This window comes from Paenibacillus sp. AK002, assembly GCF_053903045.1.
This window is the reverse complement of sequence record NZ_CP096377.1, coordinates 2305523-2328839: the sequence shown is the minus strand read 5'-3', so window position 1 is coordinate 2328839 and position 23317 is coordinate 2305523. Positions and strand designations below refer to the sequence as shown.

Genomic DNA, 23317 nt, shown 5'->3' with positions numbered 1-23317 from the left:
GAGCGGCCTCACCCTCGGTTCCTATTAGGGAAACTCCTATATTCCTTCGAGAATTCCCTTGGTTAACGTCAGGCGGCGATTCGCGCACGGATCGTCTTGTAAAACGAAAAAAAGGTGTCCCGCAAGACCTGATGATCTTGCGGGACACCTTGGGATTCTGTTGCGACCGCTGGATGTTCAGGATCATTCCCCGATCTTCACCGGGACCCCCGTTTCGGCCGACTGCAAAGCAGCAAAGGTAATTTCCATGGTTTTAAACGCATCCTCGTAGGAGGATAAGATTCCGGAGGCATCGCCGGTGCGAACCGCGTGGATGAACGCTTCACTCTCCCGAAGATACGGATTAGCCCTATTCCGGTATTCCGTCGTTCTTCCTTTTTCCTTGACGATGAGCTTATCGGATTGAATGCCGATGATCCCCTGCTCCGTATAAATATCCAAGCCAGCCCGATCCGACTCCGGCAGCATGCAGGTATTGGAGATCGTTGCCACGGCGCCGGATTTTAATTTCAGCGTCGCAGTGCCCACATCGTGTACCGTTACCCCCTCATGAACATCCTTCATCGCTCGATGGGCAAAAGCCGCATACACTTCATCCGCTTCACCCAGCAGGCAGCGAAGCAGGTCAACCATATGGGTGGTTTGCTCAATGAATTGCCCTCCCGAGCCTTCCTGCTGTCTCCACCAGTACACCTGCGGCATGTCTCCCATCCAGTAGCCAAGCGCCATCCCGATCTTCCGGCCTTCCAGCAGCTCGGCTGCCTTGATGGCCGCATCCGTATAACGGAAATGATACCCTGCAGACGTAATTAAACCGGCCTTCTTCACCTCATGCAGAATCTGCCGTGGCGTATCCAGGCTCGTGCCCAGCGGCTTCTCGACCAAAAAAGGAATGCCCCGTTCCACCACCTGGGCTTCGATCTCTCCATGCGCAAACGGCGGAACGCAGATATAAACCGCATCGGGCTTGGTTGCATCCAGCATCTGCTCAACGTTGCTGTACGCCTTGGCGCCGGCATAGCCCCGCACCGCTTGTTCCGCTTTCTCCTGACTCGTCCCGACAAAGGCGGCAACGTTCACTCCGTCCATGTTGGACACAATATCTGCATGCACTCTGCTGAACCAGCCTGTACCGATCATTCCTATGTTGAATGCCATCTGATCCTAAAACCTCCCCTTCCATTAGAGACGATGCCCTGTTCTTCTTCATTATCATAGTACCGGAAAAGCCCGGCAAGCATCATGTTTCGTCGGCCTTGTCCTCAATTCCTTTATTTGAATAAAAAAAGCCCGCTCTTCGGTCTTGGACCGGGAGCGGACTCTGCCTATCTGAAAATCATCCATATCACAATAAACGCTATTAACGAAACAAGATAAATGATGAGCAGCTTCGTGAGATTGGTTCTCGTTTTCCGCTCATAGTTCGGGTTTTCCTTCTTATTCTCCTGAGATAATCCTACCAGAAGCGTTGATATTCCTCCAATTAATGCCAGCGCGATGACGATAATATACATAACCAACCACAAACAACCCCATTCGATTATTCATTATATACAATCTATTATAGAACCTGAGGCTTCAGGATCAACCTATATCATCATGAAATGGTCGTTTCTGCCTCATTATAATGAACAATCGGCCGATGCACACCATCCAATTGCGCGACAGTTGTGACCATCCAATTGGATGGCGGGTCACCCTCCATTGCGGCTTTCAACCTTCGCGCGCCGTCCATTGATGCAGCCGTTCCAGTGCCTCTTCGGCTTCAGGCATCGGAAACAGGGGCCACACATGCATCATGTTCTCGTATTCCCAGTACTCGGCATCGACGCCTTCCCGGGCCATCTTATCGCGCAGCAGGCGAGCGTCCGGCAGCAGGGAATCGTCGGTTCCTGCGAGAATGACCGTGCGGGGAAGGCTTCCCATATCGCCAAACAAAGGACTGACCGCAGGATGGTCCATCGGAAGGCCTCCTGCATACATCCTTCCTACCGCTCCGAGCCCGGCCGGCTGGAGAAAGACGTCGCGCTGCGGGATGCCGAGCGCGGATATCTGCGGATTGTCCGTGGCTGCATCCACCCATGGCGAGATCAGAATCAGCCCCTCCGCTTGCAGCGGCGTCTCCTTGACCGACTGGGCCATGTCGAGAGCCAGCGCGCCGCCGGCCGAATCGCCCATAAGAAATACCGGGCTCCCGGCGTGGGCACATACGTGCACGTAAAACTCGCGCATCAGCCCCGTCAGCTTTTTCGCATCGGCAGCCGGAACGGTGGGATAATTGGGTAGGATGGCGGTGAATCCGGTTCGTTCCGTCCACTGCCTTGCAAACGCGAAATGGGGCGGCAGAATCTCTTCGATATAGGCTCCGCCGTGCAAATAAACGACTGTCCCCTGTTCCTTCCTTCCATGCGATACATAATAATTCATGCTTACGCCCGATCCGCTATGGAAACGGCGGGTCTCAAATCCTTCCTGATCCTCTGACAGCGCAGGATATGGAGGCAATGTTTCGATATACTGCCGAATCGTTCCGGCATGTTCCCATTTATGATGAAATCCCTCGGCGGTCAGCTGCTCTTTTATAGCCGCGCTCTCTTTACTCGGCATATGGTTTTCTCCCCTTTGCTGGACGTTATCGATATAGGGCAGGCTGGTGCGTGTCCTGCTTCAATATATCACCGCACGCGGCATAGCCGCTGTGGCAATTGATACAGAAGCGTTCATCCAATGGGGTTGTTCGAGATAAGGCTGCTTTAGGCTCTGAGCCGGCAAGACGATGATATCCTATGTAAAAGCCCGAATTCTACCGGGCCGAATCCCTCAGTAATTGATCCGCGCTGTGCTGCAGAAGAAGGCAGAAGGAGCGGTTATGTCCGATAAAAAACGACGATGCGTCATAGCGATGACGGGCAGGCTCATAAGTAATCAGAGCGCGATGCTTCATATTTTCCATGAGCAGGTCAGCGAACCGCTCCGCAGGACCCTTTGAGAAAAAGGTTAGATAGGCGTACAGGGAATGATCCACGGGCTCATCGAGAGGACTTACCCCCGCGCAGGAAAACTCGGTCTCCAAGCCCGCCTGCTGCAGCGAAATCAATATCGGATACAGCTGGTCGTCGACAGGGGTATTGCCGAACAACCGCGTGCGTTTGGGCTGTTTGCGCACCTTGGGTCTGTTGATCCACTCGTTTAGCTCCTGCCTTCTCCGCCTCCACTGTTCCGGGGTATGTGCGCTCAGGAGCAGCTCTCCGCCGGAATCCTGTCGTTCCTGGTTCATCCCGTCCATCCCCCTCATTGACATGGTATCTTGCTGCTACTTTTAGTGTAGTCCCATTTCGTTTGAAGTCAAATAAGCCGGACGGCTGGTCCGGCTTGCGTTAAGGCATGCGCTAACGGGTTTCCCGATGCAGCGTCACCCGCTTCAAACGCGGACAATATTTGCGCAATTCCATCCGCTCCGGGTGATTTCGTTTATTTTTGGTCGTTGTATAGTTACGGTCCCCCGTTTCCGTGCATGCCAATGTGATTGTCACTCGCATATTCAACACCTCCTACCTTTGGTTTTAAATCGTAATTATTACGATTAATTAAGTATACTCTATTCCTGTTTTTGCGTTTTGTCAAGCGACTTACAGCCGCCATTTCGGGAAGTCAGTAAGGTTGCCCCGTCCAATTCACAGTCCGATATCCCGTCCATATTGAAGGGATGGCTCAAGATTTGTCATCGTAATGATGAAATTATGAAAAGCCTTTATTTATGCTAAATGATATGATTAAGGTTACAGACAGAAACCGCCTGAATATGTCACGAAAGGATGAGGAAGGTGTGGAAGCCGGATCGTAACAGCACACGACCTCTATATCAGCAAATTGCCGATGATCTGGAGCAAAGAATATCTTATGGTGAGTTTCCACCGGGCAGCTTACTCCCATCCGAACGAAAGCTCGCGGAGCAGTTAGGGGTTAATCGAAGCACCGTGGTTCTGGCTTACTCGGAGCTTCGGGCGCTTGGAATTATAGAGAGCCGTTCCGGAAGCGGAACGCGGGTCAGCAACTCCAAATGGGGAGCCACGCCCAAGCATACGCCGAACTGGCGCCGTTATGCGGAGGGAGGGAATTTCCTGCCGAATCTCCCTTTTCTTCGCCGGATTCGGGAAGCGCTGGCGCATGATCCCTCATTGATCGATTTTGCCAGCGGAGAGCTTGCCGGCGATTTGGCACCGATCCAAGAAATGAATACGTTAATGAGTCAAAAATCGAACACGTCCTATTTCGGATATGACAACCCGCAGGGATATGGGCCGCTCCGGCAGGCTTTGGTTACGTATCTGAAAAAGTATCGGGGAATCCAGACCACCGAATCCTCCATATTGATCACGTCGGGGTCTCAGCAGTCGCTGTATCTCATTACGCAGTGCTTGTTGTCCCCTGGCGATGCGGTGGCCATTGAAGACCCGTCGTACTGCTATTCGCTGCCGATGTTTCAATCGGCCGGCCTTCGCTTGTTCAGACTCCCTGTCGATGAACGAGGGGTGCGGCCGGAGGACATCCGCTCGCTGTACAAGAAACACCGGATCAAGATGATTTTCATTAATCCGAATTTTCAGAATCCGACAGGCACCGTCATGGCTCAGGAGCGAAGATCGCAGCTGCTGGATGCAGCCAGTGAACTTGGACTTCCCATCGTGGAGGACGATCCCTTCAGTTTGACCGCCTTCCAGTGCTCGCCGCCGGCCCCTTTGAAATCCGTGGATTCCGTCGGATCGGTGCTGTACATCGGGTCACTCTCGAAAATAGCCGCGTCCGGCCTCCGCGTAGGCTGGATGGTTGCCCCGAATTCCATTGTGGAGCGGCTTGCAGACGCCAGGCAGCAGATGGATTTCGGGCTGAGCGTGGTGCCCCAAAGCCTTGCCGTCCAGTTTATCGACTCTTCCTATTTTGCTCCCCACCTGGACAGGCTGCGAGCGAGCTTGCTGTACAAGCGGGATTTGCTGATCGAGGCCCTGCAGAAAGAGCTGCAAGGCCTCGTTCATTTCCATGTGCCCGCGGGCGGCCTGCATCTCTGGTGCAAGATCGTGCCGGAAGTGAATGACAGCAAGCTGCTGGAGGCCGCCATTCAAAAAGGCGTTATTTTCGCGCCGGGAAGCGTGTACGGTTCGGCTTCCGGATATGTGCGATTCACTTACGCCCGTGCCAGGGCCGAGGATATCCCTTCCGGAATCTCCAAGTTCGCCCAAGCCCTGCACGCTGCCATTCAATAGGGACAGTGCCGGGATAGAAAGTCGGGAGAGAAGCTCCTCTCCCCTTAAGCCGGAAAAAGGTTAGCTTACCGGAGGCTAACCTTTTTTTCATGTTCTCTTTCTAATGAAAAAAGCCGGGAATATTCCCGGCTGGAACGGTTTATATTATTCGCCGGTCTTGGCGAATTGTTGGATGCGCTCCCCGATTTGGTCCCGAACGCGTTGGAAAACCGCCCATTTCTCCTCATCGGTTCCCTGAGCCTTGGCAGGATCGTCAAATCCCCAGTGTTCACGGCGAACATGCGGGGGCGTCATGGGGCAACGATCAGCAGCATCGCCGCACAAGGTGACCACCAAATCGGATTGATTTAACAATGTCGGATCCATGATATCCGAAGTTTGGTTCGAAATATCGATCCCCACTTCGTTCATAGCTTTGACGGCATTCGGGTTCACACCATGAGCTTCGATGCCGGCGCTGTAAACATTCCAATCCTCGCCCAGATGCTTTTTGGCCCATCCTTCAGCCATTTGGCTGCGGCAGGAGTTGCCTGTGCACAAGAAGTAAAGCGTCTTTTTCTCCATCTTTTGTCCTCTCCTCTTATCCTGATCGTTTACAATAGGGTCAACCAGATATACAAACCCAAGAGTGTTATGAATAACGTCGGGATGGTCAATATGATCCCTGTTTTGAAGTAGGTTCCCCAGCTGATCTTCACGCCTTTGGCAGAAAGGACATGCAGCCAAAGCAAGGTTGCCAGCGAACCGATCGGCGTAATTTTGGGGCCTAAATCGGAACCGATCACGTTCGCATATATTAATGCCTCTTTAATGGCTGCCGACGTATGGGTTGCATCGATGGCTAGTGCATCGATCATCACCGTCGGCAAATTGTTCATAATAGACGAAATAATGGCGGCAATAAAACCCATGGCCATGGTAGCGGCAAATAACCCTTGATCCGCTGCGCTCTGTATGACGCCGGCCAGCAGATCCGTAAGGCCTGCATTGCGCAAGCCATATACGACGACATACATGCCAATCGAGAAAAACACGATCGCCCAGGGCGCCCCTTTAAGCACTTCCTTTGTTTGCACAGCCGGACTTTTTCTCGCCATCAACAGGAACAATATCGCGATAACGCCGGCGACGATCGATACGGGAATACCTGCAAATTCACATACAAAGTAACCGATGAGCAGTACGCTTAATACGATCCATGACAAACGGAACATGGCAGGATCCTGAATCGCGGTGGATGGCTGCTTCAGTTGGGCAGCGTCAAACTTCCGCGGGATGCTTTTGCGGAAAAACAAGTAAAGCACAAGAACGCTCGCTGCCAATGAGAACAGATTCGGAACCAGCATGCGACTGGCGTATTCGATGAACGAGATGCCGAAGAAATCGGCAGATACGATGTTTACCAGGTTGCTGACGACAAGCGGAAGCGAGGTGGTGTCCGCAATAAAGCCGCTTGCGATGATAAATGGAAATACCTTTCGTTCATCGAAATTGAGCGCCCGCACCATGGCAAGCACGATCGGCGTCAGGATGAGAGCCGCTCCGTCATTCGCGAAGAATGCGGAAACAACCGCTCCAAGCAAGGAGACGTACACAAACATCCGGATGCCGTTTCCCCGGGCGGCATTGGCCATATGCAGCGCTGCCCATTCGAATAACCCGATTTTATCCAAGATCAACGAGATAATGATGATTGCAACAAAGGCGAGCGTTGCGTTCCATACGATCAAGGTGACGTCCCACACATCCTGAAAATCCACGACTCCAACGAGAAGCGCCAGCAGAGCGCCTCCGCAAGCCGACCATCCAATGGATAGGTTTTTGGGCTGCCAGATGACAAAAATTAACGTGAAAATAAAAATGATGCTGGCCAGGACAACAGAAACCAATGTTCAAACCTCCAATGACGTGTTGAGCTGGAATATAGTTATGTTTTGCATCGATCAATATATAACTATATCCTTATATAATAAACGAAAATCCTACTCTAGCAGCCGCCTTAGCGTCGTTGCGAACGCTGGCTGACTGTGGGTTAGCTGCAAGTACAGTTAACCTCCTTATTCATGGATGACAATACTTCTTGCGAACCTGGCATCTCATTTAATACGGCTTGGATATAGGGCTTGTCGTCCACGTTCAATGAATAATAAACCCACTGTCCTCGCCTGGCTTCATTAACGATTCCCTGAGACTTCAGCTTTCTCAGATGCTGGCTGATCGCGGGCTGCGACATATCGAATATATCCACGAACTCGCAAACGCACCATTCTCTTTCCTTAAGGAGCGTCAACATCGTAAGCCTTGTTTTATCCCCAAGCAATTTGAGTTTTTCGGCTATTTCGTTCATGGGCTCCATTAAGATTCATCCCTTTCTTCCGGCAAATAAAATTACGATTCCACTCCATATAAGTTAATGCTTATATATTAATAGAAAGTGTACCTGATTTCAATCGTTCAGGCGATTTATTTGCAGCCCGAAGCAGATGAGGCCGGCAAACAGCAATCGTTGGCATTTGGTCCACTGCTGATGCCGCATACGCCGGTCTCCGGCAGCTCCAGCTCAACCTTTAACGCCGCCTCCAGATCGCCGTCCAAATAGGCTGCAATGGATCTGACCTGCTCATACCCTGTAGCCATGAGGAAAGTCGGAGCCCGGCCATAACTCTTCATCCCGACAAGATAAAAGTTCTTATCCAAATGACGAAGCTCTTTCTCGCCATGAGGTCTTACGGTGCCGCAGCTGTGTACATTCGGATCAATTAGCGGAGCCAGCGCCTCGACGCTCTCCGTGGCAGGATCCATACTAAGCCTGATCTCGCTCAGAAATGAAATATCGGGTCGGCTCCCTGTATTCACGATCACTTCATCGATTCCTTGTATTTCCTTGCCCTCGCCATTGGCAGTCCCCTTGATGCCAATCTTCCCATCTTTTTGGGAAAGCCCTTCGATCATCAATGGATTAACCACTTGGATTTGGCCTGCATCAATCAACTGGTGAATGCGGCTTCCAAGCGCCCCGCGAGCCTCGAGCTGATCATTCTCTTCCCCGCCATAGGCTTCTTCCACCGACTTCTTTCTCATCACCCAAATAATTTCCGTATTCGAATCCGTTTCTTTGAGCTGGACCAGATCCAATAAAGTGTTGATCGCCGAGTGTCCGCCTCCTACCACCGCAACGCGTTTCCCTGCGTATTTCTGCCTTTGTTCTGCTGATAAATCCGGAATCCCATAATAAATATGATCCTTCAAATCACGCTCTTCCCGTGTCCATATTCCGTCGGCATGCAGCGGATTGGGATGTCCCCAGGTTCCGGACGCATCGATCACGGCCCTAGCCTCAAAACGCTGCGTGGAGTTATTTGTATCGACATAAAGCACGAATGGTGCAGCTTCGCGATAAGCCGATTTCATTTTATCTGTATTCTTTTTCGATATGGAGACTACTCTGGAATTTAACATGATATTGGGCGCAAGTTCAGGCAGTTTAGCCAAAGGCTCCAAATATTGATGCACGATCTCATGACCGAAAGGCAGTTCCGTTAATACAGGAGGCTTCCATCCTTGTTTGCGCAAAAGACGCTCGGCGGCTTTATCGATGTTGTACTGCCATGGCGAGAATAGTCGTACATGTCCCCATTGGAGAATGTTTTGTCCGATGCTGGATCCGGCTTCAAAAAGGATGAAATTTTGTCCTCTCTCCCCCAAATGCGCTGCTGCTGCCAAACCGATCGGACCGGCTCCGATTATCGCCACCGGCAGGTTATCGTTATAGGAAGCATGCTCCTTCTTGACTGTTTCCTTGGTGCTTGACGGTACTCGGGGTGTGCAGCATGAAGATGAGGTTACCTTAAACTCAATGTTTTTCATACGGAAATCCTCCTTATTTTTAATACATCAATTTTTTTTGATGCATCGATTAAAAAAATTATGCTTTGGAATTCGGATAAAACACGCAGCACAGCTTCTCGGATAGCAGTCCCTTGACTTCTTCATCGTTAAGCTCGTAATAGTTCCATTTTCCGATGCGCTCCATCAAAATAATGTTTGCATCCAGCAGCATTTTCAGATGGTAAGACAGTTTCGATTGAGGGAGATCCAGCATGTCCGTTAGGTCACATACGCATACTTTACCTCGTTGATTCAATTCATAAATGATTCTCAACCGATTCTTATCGGACAATGCTTTGAATTTCTGTTCATACAGGCTTAATACGTCTTCATGTATGGTAGAGACCTTCATGTTATCACCTCCATTTCCCATCAAATTGTTTTGATGCGATGATTGTAGCAAGTCATCACCGACACGTCAAGCATCAATTTTTTTTGATTTGTTTAATATTATTTCCAGAATCACACTCTGATATGAGAAATCCGAATGAAACTATAGGGCGTCAAATTATTTGCATTTTGCAAGTATGTGTTATAACTTTGACAAGAGGTGATTTAGATATGGAGAATGCACGCGAACTGTTTCAAATCATGACGCGAAGATTTGGTCTTCTGCATAAAAACTGCTGCAGTATCGGAGGGAACGACGTCTCCCTAGTTCAAAGCCATATCTTGTATGAGATTGATCGGCGGCACAATCCTTCGATGCAGCAGATTGCCGAAGCACTAGGAACCGATATTACGACGTTTAGCAGACAGGTCCAATCCTTAATCAAAAAGAATTTCGTAAAAAAAGCTCAGGATCCGCAGGATCGAAGAGTATATGCACTGGCTCTTACGACGGAGGGCAAGTTTATAGCGACTACCATTGATCAGCAGATGCATGACTATCTTAACGAAGTATTTTCGTATATGACCGAGTCGGAAAAAGAAACCGTGCTTCACTCCGTTAAGATTTTCAACGAGGCAATGGCTAAATCCAATAAATGCTGTGGCCCCATGTCCGAATAATACCTCGCCTGGATGCCTGCTGTCTCTCCTGCTGCCAAGCTTATATTTCCTACAGAGGAGGAACCAATAATGAAAAGCACTTCGATCAGACTAGCGGTCACTGGCGATGTGGACCGAATACTGCACATTTATAATCAAGGTATTGAAGATCGCATCGCGACGCTGGAAGCAGATCCTAAAGATATTACATATATGACTAACTGGTTTCAACAACGCCAGGATCGTTACGCCGTCATTGTAGCTGAGAACGATAATAAAGTAATTGGCTGGGCCTCGCTCAACCCTTACTCGCAGCGATGTGCTTACGACGGCGTTGCCGACCTATCCATATACATCGATCGAGCATTCAGAGGCAAAGGAATCGGGAGCATGCTGCTTCAACATCTCGAGTCGATTGCAAAGGAACATGGATTTTATAAAATCGTGTTATTTACCTTTCCGTTTAATCAAAACGGTCAGGGTCTATATCATAAACGTGGATACCGCGACGTCGGCGTTTTTAAAAACCAGGGCATCTTGGATGGCAAGTTCGTAGATGTAAAAATTATGGAGAAGCTATTGGACGGGGCGGATCTTCGATCATGCCGATAATTCCGCCGCCACCGTGCGGTTGCGTCCTTCCCCCTTCGCCCGGTACAACGCCCTATCCGCCGCTTGAAATACATCCTCCCGGTTTCCCCCATGCTCCGGATACAGCGATACGCCGATCGATACGGTGAGCGTTCCGGAATAAGGGGTCGGGGAAACCAGGATCGCCCGGCGTATCCGTTCAGCCATACGGTACGCCGTATCCAGGCTGCGTTCGCGAAGAAGAATGACAAACTCTTCCCCGCCAAAGCGGGAGCATACCGCATCCGCGGGAGCGCAATCCACCATGACGGCCGCCACGAGCTTCAGGATCTGATCGCCGGTTTGATGGCCATACGTATCGTTTATCGCTTTGAAATGGTCGATATCCAGGAGAATAACGGCATACGGCTCCCCGAGCGCATCCCAAGACTCAAGACAGCGTTCCAGCTCCCGGCGATTGGACAGCCCCGTCAATGGATCCGTGATCGCTTCCTGCTGCAGCGACTGAGTCTGCTTGGCCATCGTTTCCGCAGCGGCTCCCATGATCCGGTTCAACTGGTCGGCTTCCCGGTTCCAATGCGGCCGGAATTCCTGGGAAGACACCGTTTGGCCGGCTGCTACCGATTTCGTTAATTTATAGAGCCGGGTAAACGGGGCGGCAATTCTTGCGGCCGTATATACGGCAATGAACAGCATGAGCGCGATGGGAAGCAGCATGCTTCTCAGCTGGTCCTGCAAATTTCGATTGACATCGGCCAGGATGGAGCTTACCGACGTCTGCATGACGATCCCCCAGCCATTCATCGCCACGCTGGCATAACCCGTCAAGTAATCGTTGCCCTGCGTATTCGTCACGCGTTGCATGCCGCTCTCGCCATCCATGAGCCGTCTCACGACCACGTTAGAGCTCACGTCCTCCCCGACCCGGCTTTCCTCCAGATGATAGAGCACCTTCCCGCCGGAATCCACGATATAGGAATAGGAGTTTTCTTCATTTCCCGCACCGGATCCGAAGATCCGATGCAATATATTGTTTTCTTCCAGATAAATCGTGCCTGCTATCATGCCGCAGTACTTGCCGGATCCGTCAAAAATCGGCTCGCTCGCAAACACGATCCAGCGGCCGGTCGGACTCCTATACGGTACCGAAAGATAGGATTTTCTCTCGTTTAATGCTTGAATGGCCCCCTCCGTTATTAATCGGGCATGGTTTACCTGATTCCCCGCAGGTGAGACGACTCGAATGCTCCCCCTTTCGTCGGCCCAAAATACGGAATTGAAATAAGGGCTGCTCTGGAGCATAAGATCAAAAATGACCTGCAGCTCCTTTTCGTCGGATGCCGCTCTTGCCTCAATGGCCGGGTTGCTTGCGGCGGCGTGCAGACTTTGGCGCATCCCCGAGAAAAGCGCTTCTATGGTAACCGCCATTTTTTGCGCGGATGATAAATTCAGCGACATGGTCGTGTCGTACAGGGATCGTTTCTCGTTTTTATACTGGATGTAGACCATGATCGACATCGTCATCAGGATGGATAATGAAACCAATGCGGGCATGACCATCGCAAGACTGATTTTGAGGCGTCGTTTGGGTATGTTCATGGAGGCTGTACCCCTACTCTTATGAAAATTTTTTCCGGATGAATACACGATCTTTTCATATTACTTCACAAACGTTTTGGAGTCCATATATGGAATGCCGCATCATGCTCTGTATTTACCAGTTGCATAACGAACGTATGTTCGTTATATAATAGTGAGGAGCATATGAAGAACGATGAGGAGGCATCAGGTATGTCCGCGTCTCCGCTGCAAACCGAGGAAGAGCTGCTGTCCGTCAAGGACTGCGTCATTCTGCCGATTTTGCTGGACGTGCTGGAACGGGATATCCGCAGCATGAAGCATACCGGCATAAGCGACTATTACGTGTTCCATCTGCAGACCATTCAGAAGATTACGTTCGCGAAGCTCGCCGAGCTCAAGAGAAGCTGCCGTGCACGCGGCATCGCCATTCTGGAAACCCGGCGCCAGAAGCACTCCGTCACCATCCGCTACCGATGTCGCGGCTACCAGCATGACATGGAGCTGATGTGGGATTTTGTGAGGGCCGATATTCAAATGCGTCTGGCTGAAACATTTCACATTCGTCTCGAATAGGAGGAATCATCATGCATAAACGCAAGCAGCGCGTCGTTTTTCTGGCGGACTGCCAGTCCTTTTATGCCTCTGTTGAAAAAGCGGCGAATCCCGCATACCAAAACAGACCCTTGGTCGTCTCCGGCGACCCTTCCCGGCGAAGCGGCATCATTCTCGCGGCATGCCCGCTTGCGAAGGATCACGGGGTCACCACGGCGGAGCCCCTGTGGCAGGCCCAGCAGAAATGCCCCGATCTGGTCGTGATGAAACCGCGCATGAGTGCCTATATCCGGATATCCCTGCAGATCATGAGCATTCTCGAATCCTATTCCGATCTCGTGGAGCCGTTCAGCATTGATGAGCAATTCATCGATGTGACGGCAAGCTTGGCGCACTTTGGCTGCACGCCGAAGGAGCTTGCCCGGCATATTCAGATGCGGGTGCGGCGCGAGACCGGCGTCTATACCCGAGTCGGCATCGGGCGCAACAAGGTTCTTGCCAAGCTGGCCTGCGACAATTTTGCCAAGAAGAATGAGGACGGCATCTTTGAGCTGAACGAGGACACCATGAACGCTCTCTGGGCCTGCCCCACCCATAAAATGTTCGGCGTGGGCTCGCGGACCACGAAGCATCTGGCACGGCTCGGCATCCAGACCATCGGTGAGCTGGCCCATACGCCGCTTCCCGATCTCAAATTCAAAATGAAGCGCTACATGAAAAAAAACTGCGACATCTGGAGCGAAGTGCTGTGGCGAACCGCCAATGGTTATGATGATTCCCCGGTGACGCCCGATGCATTCGACGGGCAAAAAGGAATCGGCCGGCAGACCACGCTTCCCGTCGATTATCACGACCAGCAGGACATCGATGTCGTGCTGAACGAGCTCTCCATGCTCATCTGCCAGCGGGCGCGGGCCAAAGGCTACATGGGCAACGTGGTCCATGCCGGTGCCCAGGGCGCCGATTTCGACCGGCCGGTGGGATTCTCCCGCCAAATGAAGATTGCCGAGCCCACGCATCTGTCCCGCGAAGTGTATGCGGCTGCCAAGGAGCTGTTCCGCAAGCACTGGGACGGCGGCCCTGTCCGCAAAATCTGGGTCTCCCTCGGAGAACTGCAGAGTGACGCCGTTTACCAGCTGTCTCTCTTCGGCGACCGGGAGCGGCTCATGTATTTGGAACATACCATGGACGATATCAACAACCAATATGGTCCCTCCTCCGTTTACTTCGGCTCATCGCTAACCAAAACCAGCCAGCTGAAATTTCTGAACGCCAAGATCGGAGGACACTACAAATGAAAAAACTAACGGGAAACGGTCTATGGGAATCCAGCCGCATGATGCTGTTTGAGCATCGCGACGCCATTTTGGAGAAGCAGGGCGAGAAGCATAAGCAGACCCACCCTCTTCTGGATGAGCAGCAGATGCAGTGGATAATAGAAAAGATCAGCACGGCTTACCGGAACAAGGAACCCTTACAGCTGCAAGTATACGGGGAGTACGGAAATTACGCGGTAAACGGAAGGATCTCCCGAATCAATACCCTGAACGAGCGGTTGCTTGTCGGGGATACATGGATTAATCTGGTAGATATACTGGAGGTTGAAACGGCGGAGACGTGTGATTGACTGCCGCGCGCATCCATATCCGCGCAGTGGCCGCGCGCCGCATTGCCCAAGCCAGGCCCCTGCCTGCTGCGCTCTCGGATCATCGGAGCCAGGGGATACGGCAATTCGTTACATTTTGGATCAAGGATGGGATCACGTTTGAACAACAATATGCACGCTGAACAAGACCTGCAGTCCATCGGACAAAAAAGCGCAAGCTCCGGCCAGTCCGGCCAGCTTCTGCAATCGCTGCTGTGGAACCGGCACGATCTTCCTTCGCTGGAGCATGGCCGGCTCTATCGGCATCACGATGGATTTACGCTCACCGGAACGGTCGTAGCCAGCCTGGAAGGCCGGACCCTCCACTGCTCCTACGAGGTCGAAACCACAAGCAGCTGGGAGACCCGGAAAGTCCGGATTACTCTCTCAAGCGGCACGGAAGAACAGTCCCTTCACCTGGAACGGGATGATGAGGGCCGCTGGTGGAACGGCGATACCGAGCTCACGGCCTTTGCCGGCATGACCGACATCGATCTCGGGATCACCCCGTCCACCAACACGCTCCCGATCCGCCGCCTGCAGCTGGAGCCCGGGGAGAGCGCAACCATGATGGCCGTATGGATTCAATTCCCGAGTCTTACCGTCGCTCCCCTCCCCCAACGATACACGCGGACGGGCGAATTCGCCTATCGTTACGAGAGCAGCCACGGAGCGTATCAAGCTGATTTGGGGGTTGACGAACACGGCCTTGTCACAACGTACGCGGACGTATGGAGCCGGACTCGCTGAGCCCGCCCATCCCCGGGCAGTGTTCCCCTTGCCGCGGCGGCAGCATCAGACGGGAAACCGTTATAGCATCGCCTGATCCGCTGCTAGGGATCCACCCGCCATACGGTCGTCCGCCATGCCAAAAAATCCCCTGCCGGGTCTGCTCTAAAGACCTTGCAGGGGATTTCCGCGCTCCTTATCAATGCGGAACAAAGACGAGCTGCAGCACGAACAGCACGGCAAAAATATACATCAGCGGATGAACCGCCTTCCACTTGCCCTTCACGATTTTCATGAGCGGGTATGAAATAAAACCGAGCGCAATCCCTGTTGCGATGCTGGAGGTAAGCGGCATGGTCAAAATCACGAGAAACGCAGGGAACGCTTCATCAAAGTCGTTCCATCGGATGTGCTGAACGTTGCTCAGCATCAGACAGCCCACCACGATCAGCGACGGTGCCGTGATGGCGGACAATCCGGCAACCGCGCCGATCAGCGGGCTAAAGAAGGCCGCAACCACGAATAGCCCGGCAACGACCACCGAGGTTAAGCCTGTGCGGCCGCCTGCGCCGACACCGGCTGCGGATTCGATATACGCCGTGGTCGGGCTTGTGCCGACCATGGAGCCGGCCACGGTTGCCACCGAATCGGAGAACATGGCACGTTCCGCGCGGGGCAGCTTGTTATCCTTCATCAGCCCCGCCTGCTCTGCCACGCCAACGACCGTGCCCGTGGTATCGAACAGCGTTACAAGCAGGAACGAGAACACCACGGCATAGAGCCCGTGCCTGATCACATCCGAGGCCGCCGTAATCGGGTTCCATACCAGAATGCCTTCCGGCAGCGTGGGAACGGACATAATCCCGCCGGTAAAGGACAGCATATCGGCAAAATAAGCGATAATTCCGGTGAAAATCATGCCGATGAACAAGGCGCCCTTCACATCGCGGGACAGCAGCACGAGCGTAACCGCCAAGCCCACCAAGGCGAGCACGACCGATGGCTGGTGCAAATCGCCGAGCGCTACCAGATTATCCGGATGCGCGGTGATAATGCCGCTCATCCGCAGACCGATAAAAGCAATGAACAGGCCGATCCCGACCGTGATCGCATGCTTCAGGTTCGCCGGGATCATCTCAATCAACCTGCGCCGCAGGGAAGTCATCGATAACAGCAGAAACAGAATACCGGCGATAAAAACGGCGGAGAAGGCTTCAATATAGCCAAGTCCGGCATGCCCTTGGACAACGGAATACGTAAAATAAGCATTCAACCCCATCCCCGGCGCCACGGCAATCGGGTAGCGGGCTACGAGTCCCATGAGCAGCGTACCGATGACGGCGGCAATAATCGTAGCCGTGAAGCTTTGCTCAAACGGCACGCCCGCTTGCGACAGTATCAGCGGATTCACCACGGTCACATAAGCCATCGTAAAAAATGTCGTGGTCCCGGCAACAACTTCGGTCTTGACCGAGGTGCCGTTAGCTTTTAAATCAAACACGAAAAATCCTCCATTCATGATGCTCGGCCCGGCTGAGCGCCGGACCCTTTTGGTAAGTTGTGCAATATTTGATATACTCAAACACAAACGAGCCGTCATCCTTATATGGCCATTCCGTCGGGAATGCCAGCATAAGTCGATGTTCAATCTAAAGCGGCTCGAATGAGAGGAGGCCTTGAAACGATGTGCGGACGTTTTACGCTCACCGTTACTTGGGAAGAGCTGATGACCAGGTATCTCATTGATCCCGAATCGGTCTCTCCCTTTCACGTTCCCAGGTATAACATCGCGCCTACGCAGATGGTCACGGCCATTATCCATGACGGGAGCACCAACCGGATCGGGCAGCTGCAGTGGGGGCTTGTCCCATCCTGGGCCAAGGATTCCTCGGGCGGAGCCAAAATGATCAATGCCCGCAGTGAAACGCTGGAAGACAAGCCTGCCTATAGGATGCCCTTTTATCGGAAAAGATGCCTGATTCCTGCAGACGGTTTTTACGAATGGCAGAAAAACGGCAATGGCAAGCAGCCCTTTCGCATTGGATTGAAGAACGGCGAAATATTCAGCATGGCCGGCCTGTACGACACCTGGATCACCCCAGGGGGCGAGAAGCTGAGCACCTGTACCGTCATTACGACCGAGCCCAACAGGCTCATGGAGCCGATCCATAACCGGATGCCGGTCATTCTAAGACCCGCTGACGAAGCGCTATGGCTTGAACGGCAGCCGTCCTCCCATACCCATGGGAACCACCCTTCCCACCTGCAATCGCTCAAGGAGCTGTTGAAACCCTATCCCGCGGAGGAAATGCAGGCAGTGCCGGTAAGCACAACCGTAAACTCCGTCAAGAACGACACGGAAGATTGCATCCGCTCCATTACGGGCAGCTAGATATTCCGAAAAGGTTGGATTTCTCTTCAACTGCCGCGCTATTTCACAGCATACCGCTTCGCCAATGCCGGTTAGACCACAATAGCGAGGGACTCCTCTAAACGGGAATCCGCCTAAGATCGCCTCATCCCTGCTCAGCCATATCAAAAGCCCCTGCTCATTAGGAGAAAACACTCCCGAGAGGGGCTTCTTCTATGCTTGTCATTCCTTGATGTCATCCAGTTGTTAACGAAACATTCCCCACAGCTTGATCAAATGGAAGGTGTTGTTCGGATCGATGCGCTGTGCAAGCACGAATTGAACCATTTGCTGCTCCTGTGCGGAGCTCAGCTTTTCATTCAAGATGCCGCTGGCCGTCCGGATCAATTGATGTACTTTTGCGCTATTTTGAAGATCCGCCTTGGTCAAGCCCTGAGTCAGTCCCTTGATTCTTTCCTTGATGGCCGGGTTTTTCATTTTTAGCTTGATACGCTCCACCAGCTGCGGACTAATGCCATACTGCTGATAACCCAATGTTGAAGCACCTCCAGTCATAAATGCTGCTACCCTTTTTGAGTATATGACGAAGGTCTGTCCATTGTGCCAACCAATTCATGCCATTAATCCATGATATCGCCCTGGAAGATCTTCTCCTGCTGCAAAAAGTCGCGCAGCGGCTCATATTCCGGCGACGTCCAGAAGGAGCTGTCGCTAACGAGAGCCGCCGCGTCGCCCCGGGCCTCTTCGACTACCTTGAAATCGGCGACCATGTCGGCCAGCCGGAACTCCGGCAGCCCGCTCTGCTTCGTACCGAAAAAATCGCCCGGTCCCCGAAGCTCCAGATCCCGCCGGGATACCTCGAAGCCGTCTTCGGTTTCCGTCATGACCTGCATCCGCTCCTGACCTACTTCCGACTTCGGATCAGCCACCAGGACACAGTAGGAAGCATGCTGTCCACGGCCTACCCGGCCCCGAAGCTGGTGCAGCTGGGACAGGCCGAAGCGATCGGCATCCATAATGATCATCAGGGTTGCGTTCGGCACGTCAACGCCAACCTCAACAACCGTCGTGGATATCAGCAGCTGAACCTCATTGCTGTAGAATTGGCGCATGACCTCATCCTTCTCGGCCGGCGTCATGCGGCCGTGCAGAAGTCCGACGGAATATGCGGGGAACGCCTGCTGCATCTGAACATGCAGGTCAATCGCATTCTGGACGTCCAGCTTGTCCGATTCCTCAATCAACGGGGCGATCAGATATGCCTGGCGTCCCTGATTTACTTCCCGGGAAATAAATCCGAGCACGCGGTCCATCAGTTCATGTTTGACCCAATAGGTCGTAATGGGAATGCGCCCTTTCGGACGCTCCGACAGCGTGGACACGTCCATGTCTCCGAAGGCGGTAATGGCCAGCGTCCGCGGGATCGGCGTCGCTGTCATCGTGAGCACGTCCGGGTTATACCCTTTACGCCTTAGAACGCTTCGCTGATTCACGCCGAAGCGGTGCTGCTCGTCCGTCACGACGAGCCCCAGTTCCCGGAAGTAGACGTCATCCTGGATAAGGGCATGGGTGCCCACAACGATGTCCGTCAGTCCCATCTGCAAGGAAGCCAGCAGGTCCTTCCGCTTCTTCCCCGTTACGCTGCCTGTCAGCAATCCGACCGTAATGCCGAAGGGTTCAAACAGCTTCTGCAGGGAACGCATATGCTGCTCGGCAAGAATTTCCGTCGGCACCATCAATGCGCCTTGGAAGCCTGAGCGGACCGTCGTAAACAACGCGATGGCGGCAACAATCGTTTTACCCGAGCCGACATCCCCTTGTAGCAAACGGTTCATGCAGTAAGGGGATCGCATATCATGCAAAATCTCCAGCTCCACCTTCTTCTGCGCATCGGTAAGCTCAAACGGGAAGCTGCGGACGAACTCCCGGATGGTTGCATTGTCGGCCGTATGTACCACCCCGTCCATCCGTCCCCGGTTCAGTGCCCGGAATGCCTGCATTTTTAACTGGAACAGGAAGAGCTCCTCGTACACCATGCGGCGTCGCCCTTCCTGACCTTCCCTGGAGTCGACAGGCTGATGGATCGTCATAATCGCCGCTTTACGGGGCATCAGATCATATTTTCGGAGCAAGGATTGCGGTAAAATCTCGGGAATCATCTCCCCGTATTGCTCCAATGCCTGTCCCATCGTTTTTCGGATCCAGGATTGCGTAATCTTTCCGCCGATGGAATACACCGGCTGCAGCGTTCCGCTCCGGAAGGCTCCTTTATCCGGGAATTCGGATTCAGACACCGTAAGCTGCATTCTGCGCTGATCCCACTTGCCCGTCAGCACGATCTCCCGGCCGGCCGTAAGCTGGTCCTTCAGAAAATGCCGGTTAAACCAGGTCGCGGTGAACATCCAGTTTTCGGCCAGCATTTTGCAGGTAAGTCGGGATTTACGCCCGTAGCGCTGCAGAACCGGCACGCTGGCTATCTTGGCTTGAATGGTGATTTTGTCCCCGTCCTTGACTTCGCTTAAGGACCGAAGCCGGTAATCCTCGTACCGGAAGGGGTAATACTCCAAAAGATCCTTGACCGTAGAGACGCCAAAGGCGTGAAGCTCCCCCTCTTTCAGGGCGCTCACGCCGTTGATCTGTCTGACGGATATTTGATCGAGTTTGAGACTCATATCATCTACCTCACTTAAGCAGGCCATATATATGCTGCAATGGTTCCCGGTCCGACGTGCGTACCGATAACCGGACCGATCTCGGAGAACACGGTTTCCTCGATCGTGAACACAGCGGACAGCTGCTGCAGAAAATCCTCAACCTGAGCAGGGTCAGCTGTATGACCCACAGCCACTTTAATATTTTTCACGCCGGATAGATCCTGTTGAAACAGCTCAATAATTTTGGCTGTCGCTTTCTTCCGACCCCGGACCTTGTCTACCGGAAAGATAATCCCTTCGCCGTCAATGGACAAAATCGGCTTAATGTTAAGCAGCGTACCGAGCACGGCCGACGCCTTGCCGATTCTTCCGCCCTTCTGCAAATATTCCAGCGTGTCTACCAAGAAGTAGAGGCGGCGCTTGGAACGAAGGTCCTCGAGCGATGAAAGAATATCCGAAACAGCGGCTCCTTCTTGCGCGAGCTTCGCTGCATGAACCACGAATAACCCGAAACCGTAGGAAGCCGATTTGGAATCCCATACGGTAATATCCGCTTCTCCTTCAATAAGAGAGGTTGCAAGCAATGCGGACTGATACGTTCCGCTCAGGCCGGATGAGATGTGAATGGACACAATGGAGCAGCCAGGGTGCTGTTCCAGAATGGACTCATACACAGCCACAAAATCTGCGGGCGAAGGCTGGGAGGTCGTCGGAAGCTGAGGCGATTGCACCAGCTTTTTGTAGAACTCTCCCGGCGTGATTTCCACTCCGTCCAAAAACGTATCTTCCCCGAACATAAGTCTCAGCGGCACAATATGAATGTTGTGTTGCTTCGCCAGGTCTGCCGGAATATCCGCTGTGCTGTCTGTCACAATAACGGTCTTATTCACCGGAACCCCTCCTAAAAATGTACCATGCATAATGTCAAAGCGTTATGAGAAAAACTCTATCGACGTTCTTTCTCCAAAGATAGACCGCGTGCAGCGTAAGTTTTTCTACCGAGATAGGGGAAGGAAAGCCTCTTGAGAGGATACCTGCCTATCTCTTATATCAAGACTCCACGGAGAACAGATAGGAATAGATCGGCTGTCCGCCGTAGTGTACCTCAACCTCCGCGTTAGGGTACTGCTCGCCCAGCCACTCCGTGAGCGCGCTGGTCGATTCCTCGGTTGCGTCAGCGCCGGTAAGCAGCGTTACGATTTCATCGCCGGATTCGAGCATTTTACCCAGCAAATCCTGGGATGTCGTGATCAGATCCTCGTTCGCTGCCACGATGTTGGAATTGCGGATACCGATGAACTGGCCAGCCTTGATCTCGAGATCATCAATTGTTGTGTCCCGAACGGCATAGGTGACCTGCCCCGATTGCACGCGAGTGATGGCATCCAGCATGTTGTCGGTATTCATATCCGCATTCTCGTCTTCCTGGAAAGCAAACGCTGCCGCGATTCCCTGCGGGATCGTCTTGCTCGGGATGACCGTTACGCTGCGCTCGCCTTCGAGAAGCTCTCTAGCCTGCTGGGCAGCAAGCACGATGTTGGAGTTGTTCGGCAGAATATAAATCTGCTGGGCCGAGATCGAAGAAATCGCATTGACGAAATCCTCGGTGCTCGGGTTCATCGTCTGTCCTCCGGAGAGAACGACGTCGACGCCGAGGCTCTTGAATATATCGGAAATGCCTTCCCCTGACGAAACCGCAATGAACCCGTACGGCGCGATCTCGTCTGCAGGAGGAACAGCCGGTGCTTCCGGCGTCACGGTCTCTGCCGGAATATCCGCAAACAGCTCGGGCATCGGCGCGATATCCATTCCCGTTGTCAGCAAGTCGCGGTGCTGCTCGCGCATATTCAAAATGTGAATCTGGGTGATCTCTCCATACATGAGGGCCAAATTCAACACTTCGCCCGGCGCCTTGGAATGGACATGCACTTTGATCGTCTCGTCATCGGCAATGACAATGATGGAATCACCGTTCACTGCAAGCGCTTTCCGGAACTTATCTTCATCAAAGTCCGCACTCGTTCCCTCTCCAAGCTGCCTATTAATAAAGAATTCCATGTCGTATAAAAATTCAATGTCCTCCGTGGACAGTCGGGATTGGGCCGAAGCCGGAGCTTGAACCGCCGAGAAATCAGGAACCGCATGATAGGCTGGTGCCGCGCTGCTCTGTTCTGCTTGTCCTTCCGCGGAAGCGAAGGATCCGGACGCGCCGTCTTTTTTCAACGCTTGCAAGAAACCTTCGTAGATGTACACCAGGCCTTGCCCGCCCGAGTCCACAACGCCAACCTGCTTCAGCACGGGAAGCATATCCGGCGTCTGGGACAGCGTTTCTTTGGCTTTGGCCAGCACCTGCTCCATCAGCTCCACGATATCGTTGCTGCGGCGCGAGAAATAAACGGCATGTTTGGCCGCTTCTTTAGCTACGGTCAGGATGGTGCCTTCCACAGGCTTTACGACAGCTTTATACGCAGCTTCCACGCCTGTCTGCAGCGCTGCGGCAAATTGATGAGAATTAAGTTCTGTATAAGGTGCCGCATACCGGCTGAAACCACGGAACAACTGGGACAGAATCACTCCCGAGTTCCCTCTGGCTCCCATCAGAAGCCCCTTGGACAGCACACCGGCACTATGCCCGACGGACTCCGAGTATTTACTCTTCAGTTCTGCTACGCCTGCCGTCATCGTCAAATTCATGTTGGTCCCCGTATCGCCGTCCGGCACCGGGAACACATTCAGGGAATTGACGTGTTCTGCATGCTGCTGCAGCTGCTCCGCTCCGGCAAGGACCATAGCGGTAAATTCTGTTCCATTCAAAGAACGCTTACTCAATGAGAATTCCCCTTCCTGGCTTGATACCCATAACACTTCTTGTCGTAAATTTCATATCTATTTCATAGCTTATAGCTGACGAAATGCCCAACCAGTAAATAATAGACTTGCATGATTAAATGGATCATACCATCTTGATGGGCTGCCCTCTCGTCCTCTACGTTATTCGGCAGCTCCAAACCTCCTCGAAACATGCCGACCAGCCCACAATATACAGATCATCGGA

Annotated in this window: 24 protein-coding genes; 9 read left to right on the top strand and 15 right to left on the bottom strand. The window is 52.7% G+C overall.

Annotation, left to right across the window (positions count from 1 at the left end; translation table 11 throughout):
- Nucleotides 1-183 precede the first annotated feature (183 nt).
- The 4 genes from M1D70_RS10200 to rpmG form a co-directional block, all read right to left on the bottom strand.
- Nucleotides 184-1158, bottom strand: a complete 975-nt coding sequence (locus tag M1D70_RS10200; protein WP_456289797.1) for a Gfo/Idh/MocA family protein — start codon at nt 1156-1158, stop codon at nt 184-186.
- Between the two features lie 555 nt (nt 1159-1713).
- Complete coding sequence (locus tag M1D70_RS10195; protein WP_456289796.1) at nt 1714-2607, bottom strand: alpha/beta hydrolase fold domain-containing protein; 894 nt, start codon at nt 2605-2607, stop codon at nt 1714-1716.
- 196 nt (nt 2608-2803) lie between these two features.
- A complete protein-coding gene (locus tag M1D70_RS10190; RefSeq protein WP_456289795.1) occupies nt 2804-3277 on the bottom strand; it encodes a hypothetical protein in 474 nt (157 codons plus the stop codon).
- Nucleotides 3278-3389: 112 nt separating this feature from the next.
- Nucleotides 3390-3539: a 50S ribosomal protein L33 gene (rpmG, locus tag M1D70_RS10185; protein WP_009592608.1), complete on the bottom strand. Its 150-nt coding sequence runs from the start codon at nt 3537-3539 to the stop codon at nt 3390-3392.
- Nucleotides 3540-3824: 285 nt separating this feature from the next.
- Here rpmG and pdxR point away from each other — a divergent pair, with 285 nt between their 5' ends.
- On the top strand, nt 3825-5261 hold the full coding sequence (gene pdxR / locus M1D70_RS10180; RefSeq protein ID WP_456289794.1) for a MocR-like pyridoxine biosynthesis transcription factor PdxR: 1437 nt from the start codon (nt 3825-3827) through the stop codon (nt 5259-5261).
- 144 nt (nt 5262-5405) lie between these two features.
- Here the strand turns inward: pdxR and arsC are convergent, their stop codons facing one another.
- The 5 genes from arsC to M1D70_RS10155 form a co-directional block, all read right to left on the bottom strand.
- Nucleotides 5406-5825 carry an arsenate reductase (thioredoxin) gene (gene arsC / locus M1D70_RS10175; RefSeq protein WP_456289793.1) on the bottom strand — a complete coding sequence of 140 codons (420 nt, stop codon included), beginning with the start codon at nt 5823-5825 and terminating at the stop codon, nt 5406-5408.
- Between the two features lie 29 nt (nt 5826-5854).
- On the bottom strand, nt 5855-7150 hold the full coding sequence (locus M1D70_RS10170; RefSeq protein WP_456289792.1) for an arsenic transporter: 1296 nt from the start codon (nt 7148-7150) through the stop codon (nt 5855-5857).
- Nucleotides 7151-7293: 143 nt separating this feature from the next.
- Nucleotides 7294-7617, bottom strand: coding sequence for an ArsR/SmtB family transcription factor (locus M1D70_RS10165; RefSeq protein ID WP_009592629.1), 324 nt, complete (start codon nt 7615-7617; stop codon nt 7294-7296).
- A gap of 107 nt (nt 7618-7724) precedes the next feature.
- On the bottom strand, nt 7725-9128 hold the full coding sequence (locus tag M1D70_RS10160) for an NAD(P)-binding domain-containing protein (protein WP_456289791.1): 1404 nt from the start codon (nt 9126-9128) through the stop codon (nt 7725-7727).
- A gap of 58 nt (nt 9129-9186) precedes the next feature.
- Entirely contained in the window at nt 9187-9501 is a 315-nt protein-coding gene (locus tag M1D70_RS10155) for an ArsR/SmtB family transcription factor (RefSeq protein ID WP_009592642.1), read from the bottom strand.
- 209 nt (nt 9502-9710) lie between these two features.
- On the opposite strand from M1D70_RS10155, the gene M1D70_RS10150 reads away from it, so the two are divergent.
- Entirely contained in the window at nt 9711-10160 is a 450-nt protein-coding gene (locus M1D70_RS10150) for a MarR family winged helix-turn-helix transcriptional regulator (RefSeq protein ID WP_009592625.1), read from the top strand.
- Nucleotides 10161-10229: 69 nt separating this feature from the next.
- Nucleotides 10230-10751: an arsinothricin resistance N-acetyltransferase ArsN1 family A gene (locus M1D70_RS10145; RefSeq protein WP_009592557.1), complete on the top strand. Its 522-nt coding sequence runs from the start codon at nt 10230-10232 to the stop codon at nt 10749-10751.
- Here M1D70_RS10145 and M1D70_RS10140 read toward each other — a convergent pair.
- Nucleotides 10740-12329, bottom strand: coding sequence for a sensor domain-containing diguanylate cyclase (locus M1D70_RS10140; protein ID WP_456289790.1), 1590 nt, complete (start codon nt 12327-12329; stop codon nt 10740-10742). The genes M1D70_RS10145 and M1D70_RS10140 overlap by 12 nt on opposite strands.
- 192 nt (nt 12330-12521) lie before the next feature.
- Here M1D70_RS10140 and M1D70_RS10135 point away from each other — a divergent pair, with 192 nt between their 5' ends.
- The 5 genes from M1D70_RS10135 to M1D70_RS10115 are packed head-to-tail and all read left to right on the top strand — an operon-like array spanning nt 12522 to nt 15258.
- Nucleotides 12522-12884, top strand: coding sequence for a hypothetical protein (locus tag M1D70_RS10135; protein ID WP_090912899.1), 363 nt, complete (start codon nt 12522-12524; stop codon nt 12882-12884).
- A gap of 11 nt (nt 12885-12895) precedes the next feature.
- Nucleotides 12896-14161 carry a DNA polymerase IV gene (locus M1D70_RS10130; RefSeq protein WP_009592615.1) on the top strand — a complete coding sequence of 422 codons (1266 nt, stop codon included), beginning with the start codon at nt 12896-12898 and terminating at the stop codon, nt 14159-14161.
- Nucleotides 14158-14490, top strand: a complete 333-nt coding sequence (locus M1D70_RS10125) for a YolD-like family protein (RefSeq protein ID WP_433939136.1) — start codon at nt 14158-14160, stop codon at nt 14488-14490. The genes M1D70_RS10130 and M1D70_RS10125 overlap by 4 nt, the downstream gene beginning before the upstream one ends.
- Nucleotides 14487-14651, top strand: coding sequence for a hypothetical protein (locus M1D70_RS10120; protein WP_456289789.1), 165 nt, complete (start codon nt 14487-14489; stop codon nt 14649-14651). The genes M1D70_RS10125 and M1D70_RS10120 overlap by 4 nt, the downstream gene beginning before the upstream one ends.
- Entirely contained in the window at nt 14629-15258 is a 630-nt protein-coding gene (locus M1D70_RS10115) for a putative glycolipid-binding domain-containing protein (protein WP_456289788.1), read from the top strand. The genes M1D70_RS10120 and M1D70_RS10115 overlap by 23 nt, the downstream gene beginning before the upstream one ends.
- A gap of 178 nt (nt 15259-15436) precedes the next feature.
- Here the strand turns inward: M1D70_RS10115 and M1D70_RS10110 are convergent, their stop codons facing one another.
- The gene (locus tag M1D70_RS10110) at nt 15437-16738 is read right to left on the bottom strand and encodes an NCS2 family permease (RefSeq protein ID WP_009592553.1); all 1302 of its coding nucleotides are present in this window, start codon (nt 16736-16738) and stop codon (nt 15437-15439) included.
- A gap of 183 nt (nt 16739-16921) precedes the next feature.
- Here M1D70_RS10110 and M1D70_RS10105 point away from each other — a divergent pair, with 183 nt between their 5' ends.
- Nucleotides 16922-17629, top strand: coding sequence for an SOS response-associated peptidase (locus M1D70_RS10105; protein ID WP_456289787.1), 708 nt, complete (start codon nt 16922-16924; stop codon nt 17627-17629).
- Nucleotides 17630-17854: 225 nt separating this feature from the next.
- Here the strand turns inward: M1D70_RS10105 and M1D70_RS10100 are convergent, their stop codons facing one another.
- The 4 genes from M1D70_RS10100 to M1D70_RS10085 all read right to left on the bottom strand — a co-directional run bounded on the left by M1D70_RS10100 (nt 17855) and on the right by M1D70_RS10085 (nt 23091).
- Nucleotides 17855-18142, bottom strand: a complete 288-nt coding sequence (locus M1D70_RS10100) for a stage VI sporulation protein F (RefSeq protein ID WP_009592565.1) — start codon at nt 18140-18142, stop codon at nt 17855-17857.
- Nucleotides 18143-18228: 86 nt separating this feature from the next.
- A complete protein-coding gene (gene recG / locus M1D70_RS10095; RefSeq protein WP_009592585.1) occupies nt 18229-20280 on the bottom strand; it encodes an ATP-dependent DNA helicase RecG in 2052 nt (683 codons plus the stop codon).
- A gap of 14 nt (nt 20281-20294) precedes the next feature.
- Nucleotides 20295-21152, bottom strand: a complete 858-nt coding sequence (locus M1D70_RS10090) for a DegV family protein (RefSeq protein WP_009592607.1) — start codon at nt 21150-21152, stop codon at nt 20295-20297.
- Nucleotides 21153-21312: 160 nt separating this feature from the next.
- On the bottom strand, nt 21313-23091 hold the full coding sequence (locus M1D70_RS10085) for a DAK2 domain-containing protein (RefSeq protein ID WP_036672418.1): 1779 nt from the start codon (nt 23089-23091) through the stop codon (nt 21313-21315).
- Between the last annotated feature and the right edge of the window lie 226 nt (nt 23092-23317).

What these genes read in the sequence shown, in the direction of transcription:
- M1D70_RS10200 (WP_456289797.1), bottom strand. Translation starts at nt 1,158, where the DNA reads ATGGCATTCAACATAGGAATGATCGGTACAGGCTGGTTCAGCAGAGTG.
- M1D70_RS10195 (WP_456289796.1), bottom strand. Translation starts at nt 2,607, where the DNA reads ATGCCGAGTAAAGAGAGCGCGGCTATAAAAGAGCAGCTGACCGCCGAG.
- M1D70_RS10190 (WP_456289795.1), bottom strand. Translation starts at nt 3,277, where the DNA reads ATGAACCAGGAACGACAGGATTCCGGCGGAGAGCTGCTCCTGAGCGCA.
- rpmG (WP_009592608.1), bottom strand. Translation starts at nt 3,539, where the DNA reads ATGCGAGTGACAATCACATTGGCATGCACGGAAACGGGGGACCGTAAC.
- arsC (WP_456289793.1), bottom strand. Translation starts at nt 5,825, where the DNA reads ATGGAGAAAAAGACGCTTTACTTCTTGTGCACAGGCAACTCCTGCCGC.
- M1D70_RS10165 (WP_009592629.1), bottom strand. Translation starts at nt 7,617, where the DNA reads ATGGAGCCCATGAACGAAATAGCCGAAAAACTCAAATTGCTTGGGGAT.
- M1D70_RS10160 (WP_456289791.1), bottom strand. Translation starts at nt 9,128, where the DNA reads ATGAAAAACATTGAGTTTAAGGTAACCTCATCTTCATGCTGCACACCC.
- M1D70_RS10155 (WP_009592642.1), bottom strand. Translation starts at nt 9,501, where the DNA reads ATGAAGGTCTCTACCATACATGAAGACGTATTAAGCCTGTATGAACAG.
- M1D70_RS10150 (WP_009592625.1), top strand. Translation starts at nt 9,711, where the DNA reads ATGGAGAATGCACGCGAACTGTTTCAAATCATGACGCGAAGATTTGGT.
- M1D70_RS10145 (WP_009592557.1), top strand. Translation starts at nt 10,230, where the DNA reads ATGAAAAGCACTTCGATCAGACTAGCGGTCACTGGCGATGTGGACCGA.
- M1D70_RS10140 (WP_456289790.1), bottom strand. Translation starts at nt 12,329, where the DNA reads ATGAACATACCCAAACGACGCCTCAAAATCAGTCTTGCGATGGTCATG.
- M1D70_RS10135 (WP_090912899.1), top strand. Translation starts at nt 12,522, where the DNA reads ATGTCCGCGTCTCCGCTGCAAACCGAGGAAGAGCTGCTGTCCGTCAAG.
- M1D70_RS10130 (WP_009592615.1), top strand. Translation starts at nt 12,896, where the DNA reads ATGCATAAACGCAAGCAGCGCGTCGTTTTTCTGGCGGACTGCCAGTCC.
- M1D70_RS10125 (WP_433939136.1), top strand. Translation starts at nt 14,158, where the DNA reads ATGAAAAAACTAACGGGAAACGGTCTATGGGAATCCAGCCGCATGATG.
- M1D70_RS10105 (WP_456289787.1), top strand. Translation starts at nt 16,922, where the DNA reads ATGTGCGGACGTTTTACGCTCACCGTTACTTGGGAAGAGCTGATGACC.
- recG (WP_009592585.1), bottom strand. Translation starts at nt 20,280, where the DNA reads ATGAGTCTCAAACTCGATCAAATATCCGTCAGACAGATCAACGGCGTG.